At 42.5% G+C, this 24,099-nt stretch carries 15 protein-coding genes; 4 read left to right on the forward strand and 11 right to left on the reverse strand.

Translation table 11 applies throughout. The features are described 5' to 3' along the window. Positions 1-26 precede the first annotated feature (26 nt). Positions 27-2,843: a carbamoyl-phosphate synthase large subunit gene (carB, locus tag BLR53_RS17375; RefSeq protein ID WP_037438055.1), complete on the reverse strand. Its 2,817-nt coding sequence runs from the start codon at positions 2,841-2,843 to the stop codon at positions 27-29. A 657-nt stretch (positions 2,844-3,500) separates the two neighbouring features. Between carB and BLR53_RS17380 the strand changes: the two genes are divergently transcribed. From BLR53_RS17380 to BLR53_RS17395, 4 genes are all read left to right on the forward strand, one after another. Further along, complete coding sequence (locus BLR53_RS17380; RefSeq protein ID WP_074591497.1) at positions 3,501-4,025, forward strand: AAA family ATPase; 525 nt, start codon at positions 3,501-3,503, stop codon at positions 4,023-4,025. A 223-nt stretch (positions 4,026-4,248) separates the two neighbouring features. Then, positions 4,249-6,696, forward strand: a complete 2,448-nt coding sequence (locus tag BLR53_RS17385) for a TonB-dependent receptor domain-containing protein (RefSeq protein WP_074591571.1) — start codon at positions 4,249-4,251, stop codon at positions 6,694-6,696. 131 nt (positions 6,697-6,827) lie between these two features. Next, on the forward strand, positions 6,828-7,460 hold the full coding sequence (locus BLR53_RS17390; RefSeq protein ID WP_074591499.1) for a thiamine phosphate synthase: 633 nt from the start codon (positions 6,828-6,830) through the stop codon (positions 7,458-7,460). 59 nt (positions 7,461-7,519) lie between these two features. Then, on the forward strand, positions 7,520-8,803 hold the full coding sequence (locus tag BLR53_RS17395) for an MFS transporter (protein ID WP_037438094.1): 1,284 nt from the start codon (positions 7,520-7,522) through the stop codon (positions 8,801-8,803). A 29-nt stretch (positions 8,804-8,832) separates the two neighbouring features. Here the strand turns inward: BLR53_RS17395 and BLR53_RS17400 are convergent, their stop codons facing one another. From BLR53_RS17400 to nagA, 10 genes are all read right to left on the reverse strand, one after another. Beyond that, positions 8,833-9,858 carry an arabinan endo-1,5-alpha-L-arabinosidase gene (locus BLR53_RS17400; RefSeq protein WP_037438059.1) on the reverse strand — a complete coding sequence of 342 codons (1,026 nt, stop codon included), beginning with the start codon at positions 9,856-9,858 and terminating at the stop codon, positions 8,833-8,835. 13 nt (positions 9,859-9,871) lie between these two features. Beyond that, entirely contained in the window at positions 9,872-11,863 is a 1,992-nt protein-coding gene (locus tag BLR53_RS17405; protein ID WP_037438061.1) for an alpha-L-arabinofuranosidase C-terminal domain-containing protein, read from the reverse strand. Between the two features lies 1 nt (position 11,864). Further along, complete coding sequence (locus tag BLR53_RS17410; RefSeq protein WP_083332119.1) at positions 11,865-12,842, reverse strand: glycoside hydrolase family 43 protein; 978 nt, start codon at positions 12,840-12,842, stop codon at positions 11,865-11,867. 21 nt (positions 12,843-12,863) lie between these two features. After that, a complete protein-coding gene (locus tag BLR53_RS17415; RefSeq protein WP_244889564.1) occupies positions 12,864-14,411 on the reverse strand; it encodes an alpha-N-arabinofuranosidase in 1,548 nt (515 codons plus the stop codon). A gap of 51 nt (positions 14,412-14,462) precedes the next feature. Beyond that, positions 14,463-16,016: a RagB/SusD family nutrient uptake outer membrane protein gene (locus tag BLR53_RS17420; RefSeq protein WP_074591577.1), complete on the reverse strand. Its 1,554-nt coding sequence runs from the start codon at positions 16,014-16,016 to the stop codon at positions 14,463-14,465. Between the two features lie 94 nt (positions 16,017-16,110). Then, positions 16,111-19,185, reverse strand: coding sequence for a SusC/RagA family TonB-linked outer membrane protein (locus tag BLR53_RS17425; RefSeq protein ID WP_074591579.1), 3,075 nt, complete (start codon positions 19,183-19,185; stop codon positions 16,111-16,113). Between the two features lie 502 nt (positions 19,186-19,687). Further along, the gene (locus BLR53_RS17430; RefSeq protein WP_037438062.1) at positions 19,688-21,427 is read right to left on the reverse strand and encodes an ABC transporter ATP-binding protein; all 1,740 of its coding nucleotides are present in this window, start codon (positions 21,425-21,427) and stop codon (positions 19,688-19,690) included. Between the two features lie 162 nt (positions 21,428-21,589). Then, positions 21,590-22,153, reverse strand: a complete 564-nt coding sequence (frr, locus tag BLR53_RS17435) for a ribosome recycling factor (protein WP_037438063.1) — start codon at positions 22,151-22,153, stop codon at positions 21,590-21,592. A 36-nt stretch (positions 22,154-22,189) separates the two neighbouring features. Continuing rightward, positions 22,190-22,897, reverse strand: a complete 708-nt coding sequence (gene pyrH, locus BLR53_RS19840) for a UMP kinase (protein ID WP_037438064.1) — start codon at positions 22,895-22,897, stop codon at positions 22,190-22,192. A gap of 27 nt (positions 22,898-22,924) precedes the next feature. Continuing rightward, a complete protein-coding gene (nagA, locus tag BLR53_RS19845; RefSeq protein ID WP_143007902.1) occupies positions 22,925-24,040 on the reverse strand; it encodes an N-acetylglucosamine-6-phosphate deacetylase in 1,116 nt (371 codons plus the stop codon). Positions 24,041-24,099: the final 59 nt, after the last annotated feature.

Raw genomic sequence — 24,099 nt, forward strand, 5'->3', positions numbered from 1 at the left:
TTGCATCATGAATGCATGATCATTAATTATTTAGACAGATACATAGATTTATCTGTGTATAATTTTCTAAAGTAAGGGTCTTCCAGATCTTTGATAAAGCGAATTGACTCTCCTGTAGATTTCATTTCCGGTCCCAGTTCTTTTGGAACTTCAGGGAATTTATCATAAGAGAATACAGGTTCTTTAATCGCATATCCAACCAGTTTACGTTCGATTGTGAAATCTTTCAGTTTATTGACACCAAGCATCACTTTTGCAGCGATATTAATGTAAGGAACATCATATGCCTTCGCAATGAAAGGAACTGTTCTTGACGCTCTTGGATTCGCTTCAATTACATACACCTTTTCGTCCTTAACCGCGAACTGAATGTTCAGCAAGCCAATTACATTTAAAGCTCTCGCAATTTTCTTGGAGTAAGTCTCCATACTATTCATTACAGTCTCAGATAAACTGAACGGTGGCAATACTGCAAATGAATCTCCGGAGTGGATACCAGCAGGCTCAATATGTTCCATTAAACCGACGATGTGCACATCTTCTCCGTCACAGATAGAATCAGACTCAGTCTCTTCTGCCCTGTCCAGGAAGTGGTCAATCAGGACACGGTTACCAGGAAGATCTCCCAATAATTTAACTACTGCTTTTTCCAGGTCCTCATCATTAATTACAATACTCATCCCCTGACCACCCAATACATAACTTGGACGTACCAGTACCGGGTAACCTACTTCATTTGCAACAACGATAGCCTCTTCTGCATTTTCTGCCACACCATATCTCGGATAAGGAATATCCAGTTCTTTCAGCAGGTCAGAGAAACGGCCACGATCTTCTGCGATATCCATATCGTTATAAGACGTACCAATAATTTTGATGCCGTTCTCATGCAGTTTTTCTGCCATTTTCAATGCAGTCTGACCACCTAACTGTACAATTACACCAACTGGTTTTTCCAATTCGATGATTTCACGTACATGTTCCCAGAACACCGGCTCGAAGTATAACTTATCGGCCATGTTAAAATCAGTAGAAACAGTTTCGGGATTACAGTTAATCATGATAGCCTCAAAACCGCTTTCTTTAGCAGCTAGTAAACCATGTACACAAGAATAATCAAATTCGATACCTTGTCCGATACGGTTAGGTCCTGAACCTAATACAATTACTTTTTTCTTATCTGTAGGAATAGATTCGTTCTCCTGCTCGAAAGTCGAGTAGAAATAAGGAGTCTGTGCCGGGAACTCCGCAGCGCAGGTATCTACCATCTTATAAACCCTGGTGATACCTAATGATTTTCTACGGTCATAAACCTCATCTTCAGTTACATTACCTAACAGGTAAGCGATCTGAATATCAGAGAAACCTTTCTGCTTCAGATTGAAGAAGAAGTCTTTAGGAATATTATTCAGAGAATAACGTTTAAGCTCAGTTTCCAGGTAAACAAGTTCCTGAATCTGCGACAAAAACCATTTATCAATTTTAGTCACTTTACGGATAGATTCCAACGGAACTCCCATGCTCATTGCATCTTTGATCAGGAATAAGCGGTTCCAGCTTGGATGCTCCAGACCGTACATGATTTCATCGATGCTTCTGTTATGTTTTCCATCTGCACCTAAACCAGCACGTCCGATTTCAAGACTCTGACAAGCTTTCTGAAGGGCTTCGATAAAGGTACGACCAATAGCCATTACCTCTCCTACAGATTTCATCTGCAGACCCAGCTCCATATTCGCACCTTTGAACTTATCAAAGTTCCAGCGCGGTACTTTAACGATTACATAATCCAAGGTCGGCTCAAAATAAGCTGAAGTTGTTTTAGTAATCTGATTTTCTATTTCATCCAGGTTATAACCGATAGCCAGTTTGGAAGCAATCTTTGCAATCGGATAACCGGTTGCTTTACTTGCCAATGCCGAAGAGCGGGAAACCCTTGGGTTAATTTCAATAGCGATGATGTCGTCATTATCCGGGTTAACAGAGAACTGTACATTACATCCGCCGGCGAAAGTACCAATGGCACGCATCATTTTGATTGCCTGATTACGCATTTCCTGGTAACAGCTATCTGAAAGTGTCATTGCAGGAGCTACCGTAATCGAGTCTCCTGTATGGATACCCATTGGATCGAAGTTTTCAATAGAGCAGATAATAATCACATTATCATTACTGTCCCTTAATAGCTCAAGCTCGTATTCTTTCCAGCCCAGTACAGCTTTTTCAACCAGTACTTCGTGTGTTGGAGACGCCTCAAGGCCGCGTTTTAACGCTGCATCAAATTCTTCCTTTTTATGAACGAAACCGCCACCTGATCCACCCAGTGTATAAGATGGGCGTATTACTAGTGGATAACCGATTTGCTGTGCAGCTTCTTTACCTTCCAGGAAAGAGTTAGCAATTTTTGAAGGCGCAACGCCTACACCAATATCTACCATTAACTGGCGGAATGCTTCTCTGTTCTCCGTTTTTTCAATTGCAGCAACATCAACACCGATTACTCTTACACCGTGCTTTTCCCACACACCACGTTCTTCTGCTTCTTTACAAAGGTTTAGCGCGGTTTGTCCGCCCATAGTTGGAAGGACTGCATCGATATTCCGTTCAATTAAAATCTGCTCAATAGAGTCTACCGTCAGCGGTCTGAGGTAAACATGGTCTGCAATTACCTTATCCGTCATAATTGTAGCCGGATTGGAGTTTATAATGGAAACTTCAATTCCTTCTTCTTTGAGGGATAATGCAGCCTGGGAGCCGGAGTAATCAAACTCACAGGCTTGGCCAATGATAATAGGTCCTGATCCAATAATCAATACGGAACGTATGGAGGTGTCTTTAGGCATAGGGTTTTAAAATTCTACTTGTTTTTAGTAAAAAATGCTGGTCTTAGAGACCTGATAGCTTGCGGGAATACTTGCTATATTAGAAAGGAAGCCCGACTGTTCTGTCGGGATGCAAAGTTACATTATTAGCTGATAAAAATGCCTTTTTTTTTCAAAAAGCCCTAAGTTTTGCGGCTCCAAATACACAGTGCATATTTTTCGCCTTAATTCGGAGCGACAACAGCTGCGCGATGTGCACCCGTAGTCATGATAACGTCATGAATTTCAATATCCCTGAAGATTTATAAACTTCCTGTACTAGGGTTCAATAATCTTCGTTTTGTAAATAATAAGTTCAAAGAAAACAGCACATTTCCGTTTGGAAAACCGGCTGCAAGACCCGAATTAAAACATCCTCGACGGCGAAGGCCAGGAGGATAATCTTCATAAATAGTTTGTTTGGTTTATTATCCGGCAGGTACGTTCATGTCCTGCCGGATTTTTTTTGTGCGTAAATTTGCACCCATTCCATACATTCGACGATGCTGGACCATCTGGACTAATATTTAGCTGATTTACATTCGAATCACTCAGATGGGATACATCCAATAGAAAAAATCCTTTCTTTTGCAGCAGGAAAAACCGGAGTCTATACCGGAAACCCAATAAATTAGTATTATGCATATCAGGAAGATCGCTATAGTCGGCCCGGAGAGCACCGGCAAATCTACCATCACCACATTATTGGCCAGATACTACCGTACCCATTGGGTCGCGGAATATGCGCGGTATTATTGTGCTGCACTGCAAGGTCCCTGTACCCTTCAGGATGAAGAGAATATGTTCTACGGGCAGCTTGCACTGGAAGATTCCATACTGTCACTTGCACAAAAAGACTTTATCTTCTGTGACACCACTTTTTTAACAGTGAAGATCTGGAGCGACGCAACCCTGGGAGAAAGCCCGGAAATTGTACTGGAAACCTTACCGGAAAGAAAATATGATCTTTACCTGCTCATGGATATTGACCTGCCCTGGGAGGATGATCCTCTGCGGAATTTCCCGGGAAAGCGTAACCATTTTATGACTGTTTGGCATAAAGAACTGCAAGCCCTCAATGCCCGTTATGTAGTCATCAGCGGAATAGATGACCGATTGCAAAATGCAATCGAGGCTGTCGACGAATTCCTCGCAGAAAGCTAAAATAATTATTTATACATTTGCCAATATCAAAAGGGGTGCCTTGTTTTTTTAGGAAACACAAAGACAGGCTGAGATCATACCCATTATTTGCAGACTATATCCAGGTATAGTTACAAATATGCACCTGATCCGGGTAATGCCGGCGGAGGGATTGGAGTTATGGAGTTTAACAAACTGTAAGTGCCCCTATTTACAGCAGGTTTTACTAAAAAAGAACAAAAAATTGAAAAAGTTACTGATAGTGGTGTTTGCTGCGATGCTTTCTCCGCTGTGCCTTTTGGCTCAATTCAAAATTTCAGGTAAGGTATCTGAAAAAACAAACAACACAGCCCTTTCCGGCGCTAGTATCAGGCTAAAAAACAGCAATGGCGGCACCAACACCAATTCCGCAGGGATTTACGAACTAAAGCAGAAAGCCGGGACCTATACGCTGGTGATCAGCTTTGTGGGTTATGAACCGCTGGAAAGAACAATTGAGCTAAAACAGGATCTGAACCTTGACTTTAGTCTCAAGCCTTCGGCCTATCTCGCCGATGAAGTTATCGTGATGGCTACCCGCGCAGCCGAAAAATCAGCCTCCACCTATAAAAATGTTAGCAAATCTGAAATCGCGGCGAACAACTTCGGTCAGGATTTACCTTTTATTATTAACAATACACCGGGTGTAGTAGTCACTTCGGACGCCGGTGCCGGTGTCGGTTATACCGGGATCCGGATCCGGGGAAGTGATGGGTCGAGAGTGAATGTCACAGTCAATGGTATTCCATACAACGACAGTGAAAGTCAGGGTTCTTTTTTCGTAAACATGCCGGATTTTGCTTCTTCCGTGGAAAATATTCAGATTCAGCGTGGCGTAGGTACTTCCACAAACGGAGCAGGAGCCTTCGGAGGAAGTCTGAATATTCAGACCTCAGCACCATCCCTCGATCCTTATGCAGAAGTGAATACGAGTTACGGCTCTTTTAACACATTGAAGAATACCGTTAAAATAGGCACCGGGCTGATCGATAATAAATTCAGCTTTGACGGCCGTTTATCTCGTATTCAATCTGACGGTTTTGTAGACCGGGGCGCCTCTTTACTGAAATCCTATTTCCTTTCGGGTGCATACCACGGTAAAACTGATTTACTCCGCCTGAACGTATTCTCCGGTACGGAAAGAACCTACCAATCCTGGAATGGCGTACCGGAATCCCGTCTGCGGAATGACCAGCAGGGTATGCTGGATTATATTAGCAGAAATGGACTTAACGAGGCCGATGCAGCCAACTTATTAAATTCAGACGGCCGCAAATACAATTCTTTCACTTATAAAGATCAGACTGATAACTATTGGCAGGACCATTACCAACTGCTTTATGCTAAGCAATTCAGCCCACGTTTCTCATTTAATGGTGCCTTACACTATACTTATGGCAGAGGTTATTATGAAGAGTTCAAGAACCTTCAAAAATTTAGTGATTATGCCTTGCCAAATCCAGTAATCAATGGTTCGGAAGTCCTGAAATCTGACCTTATACGCAGAAGATGGCTGAATAATGATTTCTATGGCGTCACTTATGCATTCAATTATAAAGCCCTCGATAACTTAAATCTGACCCTTGGTGGCGGGTATAATGAATACAGAGGTAAACATTACGGACAGATCATCTGGTCACAGGTTGCTTCCTCACTGGATAACAGCGCCCATTATTATGACGGGCGTGGTCATAAAGACGACTTTAACATCTTCGGTAAAATAACCTTTAACCCCGCTGACCAGCTCAGCCTTTTTGCAGATCTGCAGTATAGAGGCATTAAGTATGATATTACTGGTAAAGACAATGATCAGAAACCACTTGACATTCATGACAGACTACATTTCTTCAATCCGAAAGTCGGTGCAACCTATACTCTGGACCCGGGAAGTAATATCTACGCATCAATGAGTATTGCCAATAAAGAGGCTAACCGTACAGATTATGTAGATGCTGTAAAAAACACCTTACCTCAGGCAGAAAGACTTTATGACCTGGAAGCGGGATACAGAATTCAGAGATCGGCATTCAATGCGGGGTTAAATGTTTATGGCATGTTCTATAAAGATCAGTTGGTTGTAACAGGAAAGCTCAATGATGTTGGTGGAAATATTCGTCAGAATGTTCCCGACAGTTACCGTATAGGGATTGAGCTGGACGGGTCATACACCTTGAACAGATTCTTTATGATCAATGCAAATGCAGCGTTAAGCAGGAATAAAATCAAGGAATTTTCTGAATTTATTATGAACTATGACTCAGAGCTGGAGGAGATGAACACCTATAAAAACACCAATATCTCTTTCTCTCCTTCTGCGGTCCTATTCGGAGAACTGGTATTTAAACCTGTAAAATCTTTCGCTGTTGCCCTGCAAAGTAAATATGTAAGCAAACAATATATGGATAACACCCAAAGTGAGGAGCGTAAACTAAACGGATATTGGGTCAACAATGTACGTCTGGGTTACGATTTCAGCATAAAAGGTGTCAAAAACATAAATGTGGGCCTGCTCGCCAACAATATTCTGAACAAGAAATACCAGAGTAATGGATACACCTACGGTTATATTAGCGATGGCAGCCGTTTGTCAGAAAATTTCTATTTCCCACAGGCTGGCACGAACTTCCTGTTGTCCCTGAACGTGAGATTCTAATCCAAACCACTACATTTGCCTGCAGCGGCAGAAATAAAGCAATTCCGGCCTTGTTTCTGCCGCTGTTTAATTTTATAGCTGTTGATTAGTGTATTAACGTCCGGCTTTATTCACCTTTAAGAGATAAAAAATTGAAAAAATATATAGAAAAACTGCAATTTATTACCCATGATATTCCAGGGCTGAGCCATATCGATCAGGCAAGAATTGCATGTGAAGCTGGTGCTAAATGGATACAATATCGCTGTCTGACGAAAAACGATCAGGAACTGCTTGCCGATATTATCCCGATAGCGGAAATCTGCGACGATTGGGGTGCCACACTGATTGTCACCGAACATATACACCTAAGTAAACTGGCAGACATTCAGGGTTTCCACCTGGAGGACACCCATGCACCTATTGATGCAATTAAGGAACAGCTAGGAGAAGAATTTACTATTGGCGGCACCGCGCACACCGCAGCAGATGCAGTCCGGCTGGCATTGGCAGGAGCAGATTATATTGGCTATGGTCCTTTTAAAACAAGCACAACCAAATTAACGGATCTTGCACCTCTTGGCACGGCCGGATTCAGTATTTTGATGGAGGAAGCGAATACGCATCTGCCGGACGTACCTATAATTGCAGTCGGAGGAATCACCGCAGCCGATATTGCCGCTTTGATGGATACCGGAATCTTTGGAATCGCTGCATCTTCTGCAATAAACCAGGCGGAAGATATGGGAGAGGCTTATCGTGAATTTTATGCGCTACTTCGTTAAGATTATCTGATATTTTATTGTAAAAAAGCCGGTAACTATTACATTTGTTCAAAAAAACATTGGACAATCCCCAGATACCCAATACAAAAGATCCTTACGCAGCCCTGCGTTTCAGGGAATTCAGATCTTACCTCGGTATGCGCTTCTTCTTTACCTTCGCTTACCAGATGCAAGCCGTCATTATCGGATTTCATATTTACCATTTAACAAAAGATCCACTGGCTCTGGGGCTGGTAGGTCTTTGTGAAGCGATTCCTGCAATTGGCATAGCCCTTTATGGTGGATATGTTGCAGATAAATCGGAAAAGAGGGCCCTGCTATTTAAGATTTTTGCCGGAGTTTTCTTCTGCAGCCTAATCATGCTGATAGCCACAACGACCTATATGCACCGTTTTGTACCGGTGAGCTATATTATCCCGATCATGTACACCATGGTTTTCGGAATCGGTATTGCCCGAGGCTTTTTCAGCCCCGCAACCTTCTCCATCATGGCGCAGATTATCCCAAAAGAACTCTATCCAAATTCCAGTACTTGGAACAGTTCGGCCTATATGACTGCCTCCATAGTAGGCCCGGCCGTAGGTGGCCTGATTTATGCCTTTTTCGGCATTACTGCGACCTATAGCGTCATTCTCTTTTTTATAAGCGTAGCACTCGTCTGTATCTTTTTTCTACGCAAACATCCACCGCGTTTTATCCCTAAAGAAGATATTGTAACCAGCCTTACTGAAGGCGTAAAATTTGTCTTTAATAATAAGATTATGCTCGGTGCAATGAGCCTGGACCTTTTCTCTGTATTCTTCGGTGGAGCAGTTGCCCTGCTTCCGGTCTTCGCAAATGACATTCTTAAAGTAGGATCTGAAGGCCTTGGTTTCATGCGCGCGGCCGCTTCTTCCGGAGCCGTTCTAACCATGTTAGCCATGACCCGAATTAGTCCGATGAACCGCCCCTGGAGAAACTTGTTAATCGCGGTAGCCGGATTCGGAACCAGTATTATCTGCTACGGGCTTTCAAAGAATTTCTACCTGACATTGGTATTCCTGTTTATGGAAGGTGCATTTGACAGTATCAGTGTACTGATCCGCTCTACCATTATGCAGCTCCTTACCCCGGATGAAATGCGGGGCAGGGTTTCTGCAGTAAATAGTATGTTTATCGGTTCCTCAAATGAAATTGGGGCATTTGAGTCGGGATTAACTGCCAAACTGATGCGAACGGTACCAGCGGTAGTTTTTGGCGGCTGTATGACGATCCTGGTTGCAGGGATTACGTATACTAAAACAAAAAGTCTCCTCGGTCTGAATTTAACAGAAATACAGGACAAGGAGCATCAGGAAATTTAACGGTATCCACTCTCCGATAGCTTTTTAGGCTATTTACGTACAGCTGGCCAGCCTCCGGGCCAGTCAAGTTTTTCTAAACGTAACTTAGGTTTGCCTTGATCATGTGCATCATATCCATGGAAAATCAGGTAATCGGTTCCATCAAAATTAGCAACTGCATTATGTCCTGTGCCGTACCAATTCTGATCGCCTTCCAGCAACAGGCTGCCACCACCACGGTTCATTGCTTTCCCTTGCTTATCCAGATATGGTCCTTCGACAGTTTTTGACCTGCCGACAATCATCTTATAAGTGCTTTTCACACCCTGACAGCAATAATCAACAGAAGCAAACAGATAGTAAAAACCGTTCTTTTTATAAAGAAACGGTGCTTCTATAGAATTGCCACCGGCATCCTGAGGTAATCCTTCCAATGCCGGTGGATTTGCAGAATCCGGATCCTCTTTTCTACTCGCAATGGTCGGCATCTGACGGATATCGCCCTCAGTACGCAGCAGATCTGCCGACATTCTTATTAATTTAAGGCCATCCCAGAAAGAACCAAAAGCCATCCAGGACTGCCCCTTTTCATCAGTAATGATATTAGGATCAATCGCATTCCAGTTAGTTTCACCCGGGATACTCCGGATCACTTCTCCATGGTCTGTCCAAAGATATGTTGGTGAAGACTGGTCAAGCGTCGGATTAGTTGCCACACCTATTGCAGATGTATTCTTTCCAAAAGCAGACACGGAGTAGTATAGATAATATCTATTATTCTTATAAACAATATCAGGAGCCCAAATGTGACCTTTAAATCCTGGAATTGATTGCTCCGCCCAAACCGGACCAGCACTAAAAACCGGCGTACCGGGCTTCCAGTTCTTCAGGTCCGGGGAAGTCCATACGGAGATCCCCATGCCTGTCGAAAAAAGATAATAGGTCCCGGCTGCTTTGATCATCACCGGATCATGCACAGAAATCTGCCCTGCCGGTTGCTGTGCTAAACTTTTTAAACTTGTCGACACAAGTATCAACAGAAAAAACAGATTGCGGATTCGTTTATATATTATCATGAAATCTTAAATATTACAAAACACCTTTACCTTTCAGATCAACCCTGATCAAATTAAAAGAGTAGGGTTTCAATTCCAGATTAACTTTATTATTCTTTACGGACAGCGGCGAAGTCTCAGGACTTACATTCACTGCATTACTAAAAGTATTCACAGCCCCCGGGTTATTGTTTTGCAGCAGGATAAGCTGAGCAGTTGCTGCAGCTTTTTTGCTCCCTTTAATCTGAATCTCCCTGCTAAGGGTTTCCTTACCAGGATTGATTATTTTGATAATCAGTTCGCCGGTCTCGCTGTCGGTAACAGCCGATGCATAAATCCCTTGCTGGCCGGAAATAAATTTATTGTCTTCCAAAATACTAACGACATCTGTCCCTTTATAAAGAGAATACAGTTTCTGCACGTAATAATTAGGCGTTCCATACACATTCAGGTTATCTACCCAGATCATGTCTGGTGTCCATTGCCAACCTTCAGCATGTGCAAAAAGCGGGGCATAAGAAGCCATGTGAACAACGTCTGCATTACGTTCCAAACCAGTTAGAAAAGCCGCTTCGGCAATAGCACATTCCCAATTATTTTGATTACCAGGATTAGCAATAGCCTTGCTCTGTGCTGCATATTCACCAGCAAAAACTTTTGATCCTTTCCGGTCATAGCTATCATAACGGTTTGCATTCTTCAGAAACCAGTCCGGTGATCTGTAATAATGTTCATCGATAATATCTGCTTTCATTTTCCGTAAAGAAGTATTCAGCAAATCGAAACGTTCCCCGTCCGGATCTGTTCCTGAACTGTTAACTAGCAGGATATCCGGATATTTACTTTTTAATGCTTTGGTGAACAACTCCAGTCTTTCCAAATACTGAGGTCCCCAGTTTTCGTTCCCGACTCCAAGCATTTTTAAATTAAAAGGTTCCGGATGTCCCATGTCTGCCCGTACTTTGCCCCATGGTGTACTAACCGCACCGTTCGCGAATTCAACCAGATCCAGCGCATCCTGGATATAAGGACCCAGCTCATCAAGAGGAACCAGCTCTGCCGTATTAAACTGACAGGCCATTCCACAATTCAGAATAGGTAACGCAGTTGCTCCTATATCTTCAGCAAGCTGAAAATATTCATAAAAACCAAGCCCAAAAGTCTGATAATAATCGGGAGAGGGTCTGTGTGCAAATTCGGTATTCCATCGGTTTATGATTACTTCACGATCGGCAACAGGACCTATTGTTTTTTTCCACTGGTAACGGGTCGACAGGTCATGTCCTTCGACGATACAACCACCCGGAAAGCGGACAAATCCAGGTTTCATATCAGCTAAAAGCTGTACCATATCTCCCCTTAGACCGCCCTTTCTGTTCTTCCAGGTATCACCCGGAAACAGCGAGATCATATCTAGATCGATTGCTCCCTCGCCTTCAAACCAGATTTTAAAGTTAGCTTTCTCTACCGTTTCTGCAGATTTAAAACTGGCGTGCTGACTCTGCCACTGACCATCTGGTTTTTCTGGAATCAATTCAGACTGCCCAAGTACCTTTCCTGTGCTGTCCACCAGTGCTATGTGGAGTTTAAGCCCCTTCTGCTGCTGGCGGTACATAACGGAAAAATCATACTCCAGCCCTTTTTTAACACCAATACCTTTGAAGCCTTCGTTATATAAGGCGAGATCTGTCTGTTTCCCCCCAGTTTTTACACGGATATAACGCGGATTGGATGATTTGCTTTCCTGTCTGTTCAGCACCAGCACATCGCCTTCTATACGTTTTCCTTCGACCTTCCAACCCATCATGGGTTTATAAAATTCAAAGGAGCGGTTTTTAATCAGCTCGGCATAAATCCCGCCGTCTGCCCCCATATTAATATCTTCAAAAAATACACCCCACATTTCCGGTTGTACTTTAGCGGTCTGTTTTGCCGGATCTACAACAATCGTCCGGGTTTTTTGTGCCTGCACCTGTAATGTACAAAGTGCAGTAATGGCCGCAAGGGCAAATGGTTTAAATTTCATCTTATTTTTTGCTTTCTCCGGACCTTAATCCTTCGGTGGTCATTTGTATACGTTTCATTGTGCCATCGGCATTGTAATGTAATTCTTCAATACAGACAGAGCGTCTGTAACTGCCGCCGGCAGTGGGAATCGAGCCATTGTGGTATATAAAATAGGATTTACCTTTAAAATCAATTATGGCCTGATGGTTAGTATTGGAGTTCCCGGCAACCTCATTTAAGATCCCTTTATATTCCCAGGGACCGGTAGCACTTCTACTCATAGCGTAAGCTATTTTTTCCGGAAACTGGTAGGCATAAGAAAGATAATACCAGTCTTTGCGTTTATGCAGCCATGGCGCCTCCGTAAAGTTTGGCAGATCTACCGTATGTATAGGGCCATCCTGTTCGATCATATTTTTTTTCAGCTTAATATAGTAGCATTGGGTATTACCCCAATATAGGTATGCTTGTCCGTCATCATCGATAAATACCGTGGGATCAATGTCATCCCAGCTGATACTGGTCTGCCCGGTTGTCATGTCATTCGTAATCAATGCCGATCCTCTGGCATCTTTAAATGGGCCCAAAGGATTATCTGCAACAGCAACTCCTATGGACTTACCTTTAATGCTGCCGTGTTCGACAGTCGCATACCAATAAAACTTGCCCTCTCTTTCAATAACTTGCGAAGCCCAGGCATCTCCTTTTGCCCAACTAAAATCTTTTGCCTTCAGGGGTACGGGATGCTCAGTCCAGTTCTTCAGGTCTGAAGAGGAATAAACCAGCCACTCATTCATTACATAATGTTCCTTTCCGGCAGGAGCTTCATCATGCCCGGCATACAGGTAAACTTTATCCTGGTGAACTAATGCCGCAGGATCTGCGGTATATTTATCTTGTATAATCGGATTGCCCGTCTGTTGTGCCAGGGCCTGAAAGTTCCAGAAGCCCAGCAGCATCAATAGCCCCATACCAATCCGGTCTGTTAATTTTTGCATAATATTTCGTTTATATCTGGCTTAAATTAATTCTAATACTGCTACTGAAAAGGCCGGCAGTTTAACTGTTAATTTTCCGTCTTTCAATACCGCATCTTTAAATGCTGCCGGTTTAATCTTATCCGGATGGTCAAAATCGTTATGATCATCTACTTTTCCTGAAGTCAGGATTCTTCCGTTTACCTGTTTAAAGTTTTTACCTTTCAGATCAATTGTAATCTCTTCTCCTTTTTTAGACTGTATATTGACCAACGAAATATGGCTTTTCCCAGCTGCATCAACCGAAGCAGATACAGATACCGCCGGTAGTTTTTCACTACCCAGCATATAATCGCCAGTTTCAATTGTTAAAGGAATACGGGTTGCATCCTGATGTACTTTGTACATTTCCATTACATGATATGTCGGGGATAGTAGCATTTTCTCTCCCTTTGTCAGAATTACCGCCTGCAATACATTTACACATTGAGCCAGATTCGCAATTTTAACCCTTTCATTGTGATTGTTGAAGATATTTAGCGTAGCACCTGCTATCATAGCATCTCTCATGGTATTCTGTTGATACAGAAAGCCTGGATTAGTCCCTTGCTCAACTTCAAACCAGCCACCCCATTCATCCACAACCAAACCAATCTTTTTTGCAGGATCATATTTATCCATAATAGCAGAATGTTTGGTGATCAGCTCATCCATTCTCAGCGCAGTTTTCATAGTTTCAAAATATTGTTGTTCTGAAAACCCTACTGCCGGCCCCTTCTTCTCCCAGCTTGGGAAGGAATAGTGATGCAGCGCGACGCCGTCCATCAAACCTAAAGGGATACCTTTCATGAGTGTTTCCGTCCAGTGATAGTCATCCACATTTGCTCCGGAAGCTACTTTATAAAGGTCTTTACCTTCCATAAAGGTGGCGAATCTCCTGTACTCTCCCACGTAATATTCCGGTGTCATATTTCCGCCGCAACCCCAGGCTTCATTGCCTACTCCCCAGAATTTGACATTCCATGGTTTCTCTTGTCCATTCTGCACACGCAGGTCCGACATTGGACTTTTACCTTCGAAATTCACGTATTGTACCCAGTCAGATAATTCCTGCACAGTACCACTACCTGTATTTCCAGCGAGATATGGTTCGGTACCCAGGAGTTTACACATATTTAAAAAATCGTGTGTCCCGAAGCTGTTATCTTCTGTTACGCCTCCCCACATCGTATTCACGATAGAAGGTCTGTCTGCTTTCGGACCAATACCGTCTTTCCAATGGTACCGATCGGCGAAACAGCCACCAGGCCAGCGCAAATTCGGAATATTCAAGTTCTTAAGCGCAGCCACAATATCATTACGCACACCGGCAGTATTCGGAATCGTCGATTTTTCACCAACATAAAAGCCGTCGTAAATACTTCTCCCCAGATGCTCGGCGAAATGCCCGTAAATGTGTTTACTGATTGTTCCACCATTCTGTGCTGTCTGAAGACTAACCTTCGTCTGCGCTTGCATCGCGGTACTGAAACCTATGCCCATCACAGACAGACAGATTGTTTTAAGCCATGTAGTTTTTTGCATCATCATCGTATTAATTTAATTAAAAAAGGGTCCTGCCGTTTACGGCAGAACCAGGTATTAATTAGCGGAATTACGCTTTAAATTTGGATTAACGTTTAACTCCGACAAAGGAATCGGAAGATACTCTTTTCCGGGAATCCAGGTTTTGAAATCAGGATCATGGGCTCTGAGTTCTGCCAGTTTAACCGGATCATATAACCAGCCCCAACGAATAATATCATTGATGCGAATAGATTCAGTCGCAAATTCAAGTGCCCGTTCATGGCCCAGCTGATCACGCATTCCCACCTGACCTAGTCCTGGTTTTACAGTTTTCAAATCCGGCAAACCAGCCCTGTCCCGTACTTGCTGAATATAATTATAGGCTTCAATAGTATTTCCGGTTTCATTGAGCGCTTCAGCATACATTAATAAAACATCGGCATAACGTAGAATCCGGTAGTTGATGCCTGAGTTTTCCTGATCGTCATTACCTGGCCAGTTTAGGCCATCATGTGTGTATTTCCGAGGATATATTTTATCAAGCGCGAACGGCCATTTATTGCCGTATACGGTAATTGAATTATCAGCAGGTTCGTAGGAGGCGATTGTCGCCAGTAACCGTGGATCACTTTTTCCTGCTTTTGTCTTCTCCTGTTTAAATTCTTCGTAAATCCAGCGTGTAGGCATAAAGTCTGAATAACCGTAGCCATCCATCGCATACGTTCTTCCTATAGAGCTCACCTGTTTCCAATTTGCATTCGGTTCGCCTCCGTAATTCATAACTGTCCCACCTAAAGCATCTGGCTGACCAAACTGTACTTCAAAAAGGGATTCCTTATTATTCTCGTTGATTTCCTTAAAATTATCTCTATAATCAGGCATTAATGCATAAGTACCTTTCTGAGCACCATTAATCAGCTCATTAAATTCTGCTGCGGCCTCTGTCCATTTTTTTTGATAGAGATAGGCTTTTCCAAGCATCCCCGTAGCGGCACCTTTTGTAGCCCGGCCAATGTTGCCTGCATCTGGACCGCTCACACCTGCATAGGTAACCGGCAGCGATTCTTTAGCCGTTTTAAAATCGGAAATTATCTGGCCCCACAGTTCTTCATCGGTGGCTGTCGGCGTATGATATTTGGTTTTATCCGTTGGCAATTCAAGTGGAACAGGAATCGATTTATAGGTATTAGCTAAATTAAACAGAGCTACGCCACGCAGAAATGCAGCCTGCCCAAGAATTCTCTTTTTTAATTCAGCGTCCATTTCAATTGCCGGAACATTCACAATAACCTGGTTTGCGCGCCAGATCAATTGATAATGTGTTGCCCAAATCCATTGTACGGGGCCTGAATTAGAGGGGATGGTAAAATTACCAACCTGCACCAGGTCTCCCCAGGGACTGTCACCATAAAAGTCATCTCCGCGACTGTCTGTTAACGCGGGGAACATCCGCATATAGGTGCCGTCCTGAATAAGGCTGTTGTAAATCGCATTCACACCTGCCTGTGCATCTGCTGCAGTTTTCCAGTAAACGTCTATGGTTTTGGCATTTGGATTTTGTATATCCAGTTCTTTTTTACAGCCTGTTGCCAACAGACCGAGAAGAATATAACAGCATATTTTTTTCATGTGCTTGTTTCTAGTTTGCAGGTTCATCATTGCCCGGCTATTTGCCAAAAGCGGCTCTCATGTTCCTATTTATGTTTTGTACTTTTCGTTTTCTCTAAAATTTAACCTGTACACCCAGTAAAAATGTACGGGGTGTAGGATATGATCCGGGATCAAAGCCGGGTTCAAAAGGACGCGTCTGTGCGAAGTCTGGGTTATATCCTTTGTAAGACTGGAAGGTGTGTAAATTTTGTGCAGTTGCATAGATTCTCAGATCTTTCATCCAATTTACTTGCATATTCTGGAATGTATAACCCAGGGACACCGTATTAATTCTCAGGTAATCTCCTTTCTGTAACCAGTTTTTTCTATCGGAATCAACCCCGTTCTGATTTGGATCTTTAGCAGCAAGTCTTGGAAACTCGGTATTGGTATTAGATGGGTTCCAGCGGTTCAATGCGTCTGTATGATAGTTAATATAGTCCGTTGTATGCATTAATGTACGGTAAAGTGCCCCATTAATCAGATTGCCACCCGCACCCGACATAAACAGGGTAAAATCAAATCCCTTATAAGCGGCGGTGAAATTTAACCCGTAATATACTTTCGGTAATGAACTGCCGAGGTCAGTTCTGTCCAGGTCGTTTATTACTCCGTCGGGAACTCCGTCTGGCCCGCTGATATCTTTAAATTTCAAGTCACCAGGAGCTGTTCCTGCATTTTGGAAAGCATGATTTTTAATTTCCTCGTCGTTCTGGAAGATGCCTTCGACAAGTCTGCCGTAATGCCTGCCTATCTCTTTACCTACTGTACTAATAAAGCCACCAACAATTCTGGACGTTTCTCCTTCACTTAGTTTAAGAAGGGTATTTTTTACCGTACTCACATTACCGGCAATGCTATAAGTAAAATCACCGCCTTTTTTATGATAAGCGAGGTTAATTTCTACTCCTGTGTTTCTGATACTGGCAGCATTGGTAATGGGCGCAGTATCTATCGAGCCAACAGATGCTGGAATTGGTTCACCAATGAGCGCATTTGAAGCTTTGTTGTTGTAGTACTCGGCAGTCAGGTCAAACATTCCATCAAAGAATGTTGCGTCTACTCCAATATTAGATGTAGTCTTGGTTTCCCAGCGAATATTCGGGTCGACCACATTGGTTTGCGTACCTCCGGTTACTTTCGTTCCGTTGAAATTATACACAATATTAGGGTTGAGTAGGGCCAGATAACGGAAATCGCCAATATTAGCGTTACCCAACTGACCCCATCCACCCCTCAGTTTCAATTCATTCACCCATTTTGGCAGGTGGATAAAGCTTTCTTTACTAATTCTCCATCCGGCGGATACGCCTGGAAAATTTCCGTATTTATAGCCATATCCAAAACGGGAAGATCCGTCCCTGCGAAAATTTGCAGTTAGTAAATATTTATCATCAAAATTATAATTAAGCCTGCCGAACATACCAAAGAAGGCATAAGGCACCATGCTTCCGTCGACTGTTTTGTTATTTCCATTACCCAATACAAGATATTCCGGATCTACGTCTTCTGCATGTCCTGAACGGTATAATGATGTATTTTTATTATAACTAACCCCGGTTACCACATTCAGTGAGTGTTTACCGAATACCTTGTCATAAGTAAGTGTATTATCTATCAGGCCATTTGTAAATACTCTTGAATTATCATCTAAACGACTTACAGTTTGCTTAAAGAAAAAGCCGAGATCAAAAACAGGTTGGTAAGAGAAGTCTCTGGCCACAGTTCTGTCGTATCCTAAATTCACCTTATATTTCAGACTATGTCCATTCAGATTGAGAAGTTGCGCTTCCGCCCAGGCCACACCGAAAATGCGGTCTACTTCTGTATAATTAGTGAACATATTATTTACCGCTACAACGTTTAATGAAATAGCTTTCTCCCGGTCTGATTGCGTTCCTCCGTAACCATTAGGCATATTCGGATCATATACCAGTTGAGTTGGAATAGCCATTAGCAGGTCATTAATCAACGGCGGTCTCCCACCCGTCAGTACGTCGCCACGGAAGGTCAGTGAATTTTCCTTGGAATGGGTATAACTTAATGATTGCCCGAATTTAAAAATACCTTTTTGCTGCGTGGTATTAATCCGCCCTGTATACCGGTCGTAATCCGGTCCCTGACCGACGATCGTCCCACCCTGCTTATAATAATCCATAGAAACATTATAAGTTGAGTTCTCAGCACCTCCGGAAAAATTCAGGTTATGGTTCATCCGATGCCCGGTCTTCAGCCCTTCTTTCTGCCAGTCAGTATTGATTGTATTAATATACATACTGCTTGCAGGATCATTTGCAGGAGCCATTTCCTCTCCTCCGTTTAACTGAGATTCATTGTTCAGCATCTGATACTGTTCCCTATTAGCAACAGGAATGCGTTGCCATACTTTATCTATACCAACATAGCCGTTATAGCCAATTTGAAGTGGTGTATTTCTTTTACCCTGCTTGGTCGTAATAATGATAACCCCGTTTGCCGCGGCAGCTCCATAAATCGCAGCAGCGGTTCCATCTTTCAATACCTGCATAGATTCTATATCATTAGGGCTAAAATCTCTGGGTGTATTAGCCAGCATAATTCCATCTACAACATACAGAGGCTGCTGATTATTGAATGAAGCCAACCCGCGAATACGAATGGTGGGAGAAGCCCCGGGCTGCCCGTCTGTAGTAACGGAAATACCGGGTGTTCTGCCTTGCAGTAATTGCCCGATATCACTCCCAGAGGTTTTTTTAATCTCTGCAGCATCTACCAGCGCTACAGATCCCGTAAGATCTTTTTTCAACTGCGTCCCGTAACCAACGACAACAACTTCAGATAAATCTTTACTGGATGAATTTAGGCTAATGGTAATCTGTTTACTCGTACCTACTTTAACTTCTGCTGCTGTATAGCCCAACAGATTGATCAGCAGAATATCATTTGGTTCCGCCGACAGTACAAAATTACCTTCTCCATCTGAAGCTGTCGCTGTTTTCTTTCCTTTAATACTAATCGTTGCACCCGGTAATCCGGCATTTTGTTCATCTACGACCTTCCCTTTTATGACGGGTGTTTGCGCTTTCAATCCTGCAGATAAGAAAATCAGCAGCAACAGCAAGGCATACCGGCTATGCCGCCAGCAATTGTTGAGTAAAATAATTTTCATAATTATGGTGTTGATATTTGGTTTCTGATTACAAAACAGATCGGAATTTCCCCCGTGTGCTTTCATGATTTAAGCTTTAAGCGCAGCTCAGGAGTCAAAAACTGTATGGCTACAGTTAACCCGGGATTGCACTGGTTTATACTTGGTTTATGCCCCCCATTTTCATGGACAACAAATCTAATGTAGGAATTTATTATTAATCGTCAAAATAACATTTAAAATGTTTTTAACTGTTATTTTTACATTTAATAAAAACAAGCATAAAAAAGCCATTAAACATCTTTAAACAAAGATTTTAAAAAGAAAAACAGAAAGTAAATTGAATATATTTTTGAATAAAAATTCAAAAAATAAGCTTAAATACTCAAAAAAAGCAGATTATTTTACACCACCCCGCGGGATATATGTATGGTATTTAGTTTCCATACCGGCCAAAAAAAAAACGCCGGAATTTAATATTCCGGCGTTTTTTAAATCGTTAAGTTGTATATAAACTTATAGTCTATCTTTCACCAACCTGCTGCCTCCACATCGCGTAGTAAAGACCTTTTTCCTCCAGTAGATCTTCATGCTTACCCTGCTCGATGATATGCCCTTTTTCAAGTACATAAATGCGGTCGGCATGCAGAATAGTTGACAAACGGTGTGCTATGAGGATTGTAATATGATTGGTCAGGTCAGAAACTTCTCTTATGGTCGCTGTAATCTCTTCCTCTGTCAATGAATCCAAAGAAGAAGTAGCTTCGTCAAAAACGAGAATATCCGGTCTACGCAATAAAGCACGGGCAATTGAAAGTCTTTGCTTCTCTCCACCGGAAACTTTTACACCACCTTCTCCGATTACTGTATCTAACCCCTTATCTGCACGGGCTAGCAATCGTTCACAGGATGCCTGTTCCAGGACACGAAGACATTCAGCGTCTGTAGCACCAGGGCGAACAAATTGTAGATTTTCGCGGATCGTTCCAGAAAACAACTGTGTATCCTGGGTTACGAATCCAATCTTTTCACGCAGCTGATCAAGATCAATCTGATGGCTTGAGATTCCATTATAAAGCACATCGCCTTCAATTGGCTGATAAAGACCTACAAGCAATTTAACGAGCGTAGTTTTACCTGATCCTGATGGTCCGACAAAGGCAATTGTTTCTTTCTCACTAACTTTAAAGCTTACATTACTCAAGGCATTTCCCTGTCCGGTAAGGTGTTTAAAACTCAGTCCGGAAAACTCCAATGTGCGCACCTGCTCTATTTTTTCTGGATGAAGAGGTTTCACATCCACGGGAGTGCTCAGGATAGACTTAAATCTATTTAAAGACACTTCGGCCTCCCTCCAGGTCAGAATCACGTTACCGAGCTCCTGCAATGGTCCGAAAAGGAAAAACGAATAGAACAGGAAAGAAAAGTACTGTCCGGCTGAAATGGTATTTTCAAAAATAAGAATTAATAACACGACAACCATAGCACTCCGTACGAGATTAACTGTAGTTCCCTGCACAAAGCTCATACTTCTAACGTATTTTACCTTGCGAAGCTCCAGACCGAGTATTTTATAAGTTGTCTTATTTAACCGTTCAATCTCCTGACTGGCCAGGCCTAAACTTTTAACCAGTTCAATGTTTCGCAGAGATTCTGTAGTTGATCCTGCCAGTGCTGTTGTCTCTGCAACAATATCCCGCTGGATAACTTTAATCTTACGGCTCAGGAACCAACTGACGAAACTGATAACCGGTATGGCCAGAAAATAGATAAGTGTCACTTTATAACTAACAGTCACTGAGTAAACGATTACAAAAACCATCCCGATCAGGCTGACAAACAGAATACTGATAAAAGAAGTTATAAATTTTTCACTGTCTTGTCGTACCTTTTGCAGAATACCTAATGTTTCTCCACTACGCTGGTCTTCAAAGACCTGATAAGGTAACTCAAGGCTATGTTTTAGTCCGTCAGAATACATTTGAGCACCAACTTTCTGAACAATCACGCTGGTAAAATAATCCTGAAAGTTTTTAGCTATCCTTGATACCATTGCTGCGCCGACGCCCAAACCAACCAGTCCCAGAACACCCCAGACAAACTCACTGCGTTCCAATACGTCTTTTTTCTCGATGAAGCGATCGACTATACGGCCTGTAATGTAGGGATCAAGTAAGGAGAAGCCAATATTGATAGCCGCAAGTAACAAAGCCATGGCGACAATCCATTTATAATTTTTTAGATATTGAAGTAATAAATTCATGAGTATAATAAAAAAGGGCCTGTTATAATAGCGTTATCTGGTTTGAATGAGCGGAAGCAAAATGGTTATGCTGATATGCCGAACAGGAATCTGGCAAAAATAAACAAAGGGAATATAGCTTCAGCCATATTCCCTTTTAATTACGTTCAGATTATATTACAATTAAACGGTCATAATATCTTTTTCTTTCAGTTCTGCGTGTTTGTCAACTTTGATAATATATTGATCTGTAATCTTCTGGACTTCTGCCTCACCTGTTTTGATCTCATCATCAGAAACGCTTTCGCCTTTCAACTTTTTGATTTTCTCATTCGCATCTTTACGAATATTCCTTACCGTGATCCTGCCGCGTTCAGCTTCTTCTTTAACCTTTTTAACGAGGTCTCTTCTACGTTCTTCTGTCAATGGAGGAACAACCAGACGAATCACGATACCATCATTCTGAGGGTTGATACCGATATTGGCTTCCATAATAGCTCTTTCAATCGGTACTAAAAGTGATTTTTCCCAAGGCTGTACTAATATGGTTCTTGCATCCGGTGTAGTAATACTGGAAACTTGGGCAAGAGCCGTAGCGGCACCATAATAGTCTACATTAATACCTTCCAGCATTCCAGCGGAAGCTTTTCCTGCACGGATCTTCGTTAGTTCATACTCACAATGGGTGATAGCTTTATCCATTGTAGCCTGGGCATCTTGTAATTGTTTCTTTATGAGGTCATTCATAATATGTGCTGTTTGTCAAAAATATATGATCGTGAACTAGGCTTTTACCAGCGTTCCGATTTCTTCTCCCTGTGCGATTTTCATGAAATTACCGGTTTTATTCATATCGAAAACGATAATCGGCAACTGATTCTCTTCGCAAAGTGTAATAGCAGTCATGTCCATTACATTTAATCCTTTGGAATAAACTTCTTTGAAGCTGATTGTACTGTAACGGGTTGCAGTTGGATCTTTTTCCGGATCTGCAGTATAAATACCGTCAACCCTTGTTCCTTTTAGCACCGCATCAGCTTTAATTTCAATCGCTCTCAAAGCTGCCGCCGAATCTGTAGTAAAATAAGGATTACCAGTACCTGCGCCAAAAATGACAATACGTCCTTTTTCCAGGTGGCGTACAGCTCTTCTGCGAATAAAAGGCTCGCAAATCTGCTCCATTTTAATTGCAGTCAGTAATCTTGTTTTCAATCCTACCTTCTCCAATGCATCCTGAAGTGCCATACTGTTAATTACTGTCGCCAGCATTCCCATATAATCAGCCTGTGCACGATCCATTCCGGATTTTTCTGCGCTTAGTCCTCTGAAAATATTACCTCCGCCAATGACGATTGCAATTTCCAGACCCTGGGCATGTACAGCTTTAATATCTTCTGCGTATTGTTTTACACGCTCATTATCAATACCATATTGCTTCTCGCCCATCAGCGATTCGCCGCTTAACTTCAGTAGGATCCTTTTATATTTCATGACTCCAAAAATAACTATTTGTTTCAATTATACAGGATCAAATTGCAAACCTTTGATAAATACCTGCTTTAAATTCAAATCATCATCCAGCAACACGAAGCTTGCGAGCTGTCCTTTCGCTATCATACCGTAATCAGATGACAGTCCCATTAACTTTGCTGGCAGCTCAGTGGCCATTTTCAGCGCTTCCGGTAAAGGAATATCACACCTATTTACACAATTAGAAACTGCGTCCAGTAATGTGATATTAGATCCGGAGATTGTACCTTCTGGTGTGGTATAGCGGCTTCCTCTTAACTGATGCTGGTATGGCCCTACATTACATGCCGTAACTGCATCAGTAATTAGAAATAGTCTTCCCTGCATCAATCTATACGCGATTTTCACAATGTTAAAGTCTACATGTGCACCATCAGCAATTATACTCGCCATTGCAGTTGGATGTAATAATACTGCAGAAGGCAGGTTTGGGCTCCTGTGGTGAATTGAAGGCATTGCATTGAACAGATGAGTCGTTGTCTTGAAACCCGCTGCATATGCATCATTAGCTTGCTCAAAAGTGGCATCACTATGTCCCAGTGAAAGAACTATGCCCTGTTCAAGCAGATAATCGATAACAGATTTGTCTTGCAGTTCATACGCAACTGTCATCATCTTTACTACTTCTTCAGATCCGCCGATCAGTTCCCGGACCTCGTCCAGCGTAGCGGGATGTACATATTCTGCGACATGGGCGCCAAGCCTGGCTGGATTAAGAAAGGGGCCTTCGAGATGTAAGCCCAGAAATCCACGGGCTTTCGGCATATATATTTTTGCTGCGGCAATTGCTTCCCGGACTATTTCTGGCGAATTAGTTGCGACGCAAACCAGGAAACCTACGGTTCCTTTGGCAGCAAGGTCATCGTCCATTTGCTTTAAGGTCTCAACCGTCGGAAAGGCCGAGAAAAGGTTTCCACCGCTGCCATAGATCTGAAGGTCAAGAAACCCAGGAGCAAGTAATGCCCCACCAGCGTCGTAAACCTCATATTCTTCAGGAATGGATCCGGTTATCACCTCTTTTATGCGCCCATCGGAGAGAAGCAGCACAGCATCGATTTGGAGTTTACCCTGCGTATAAAATTTCGAATTTTGTATAGCCAGCATTATCAGCGCAGTTAATGGCAGTACATCCTGCCGGATTAAATATATCGCTAAAATTTCTT

The organism is Pedobacter antarcticus, assembly GCF_900103515.1.
Lineage (GTDB): Bacteria > Bacteroidota > Bacteroidia > Sphingobacteriales > Sphingobacteriaceae > Pedobacter > Pedobacter antarcticus.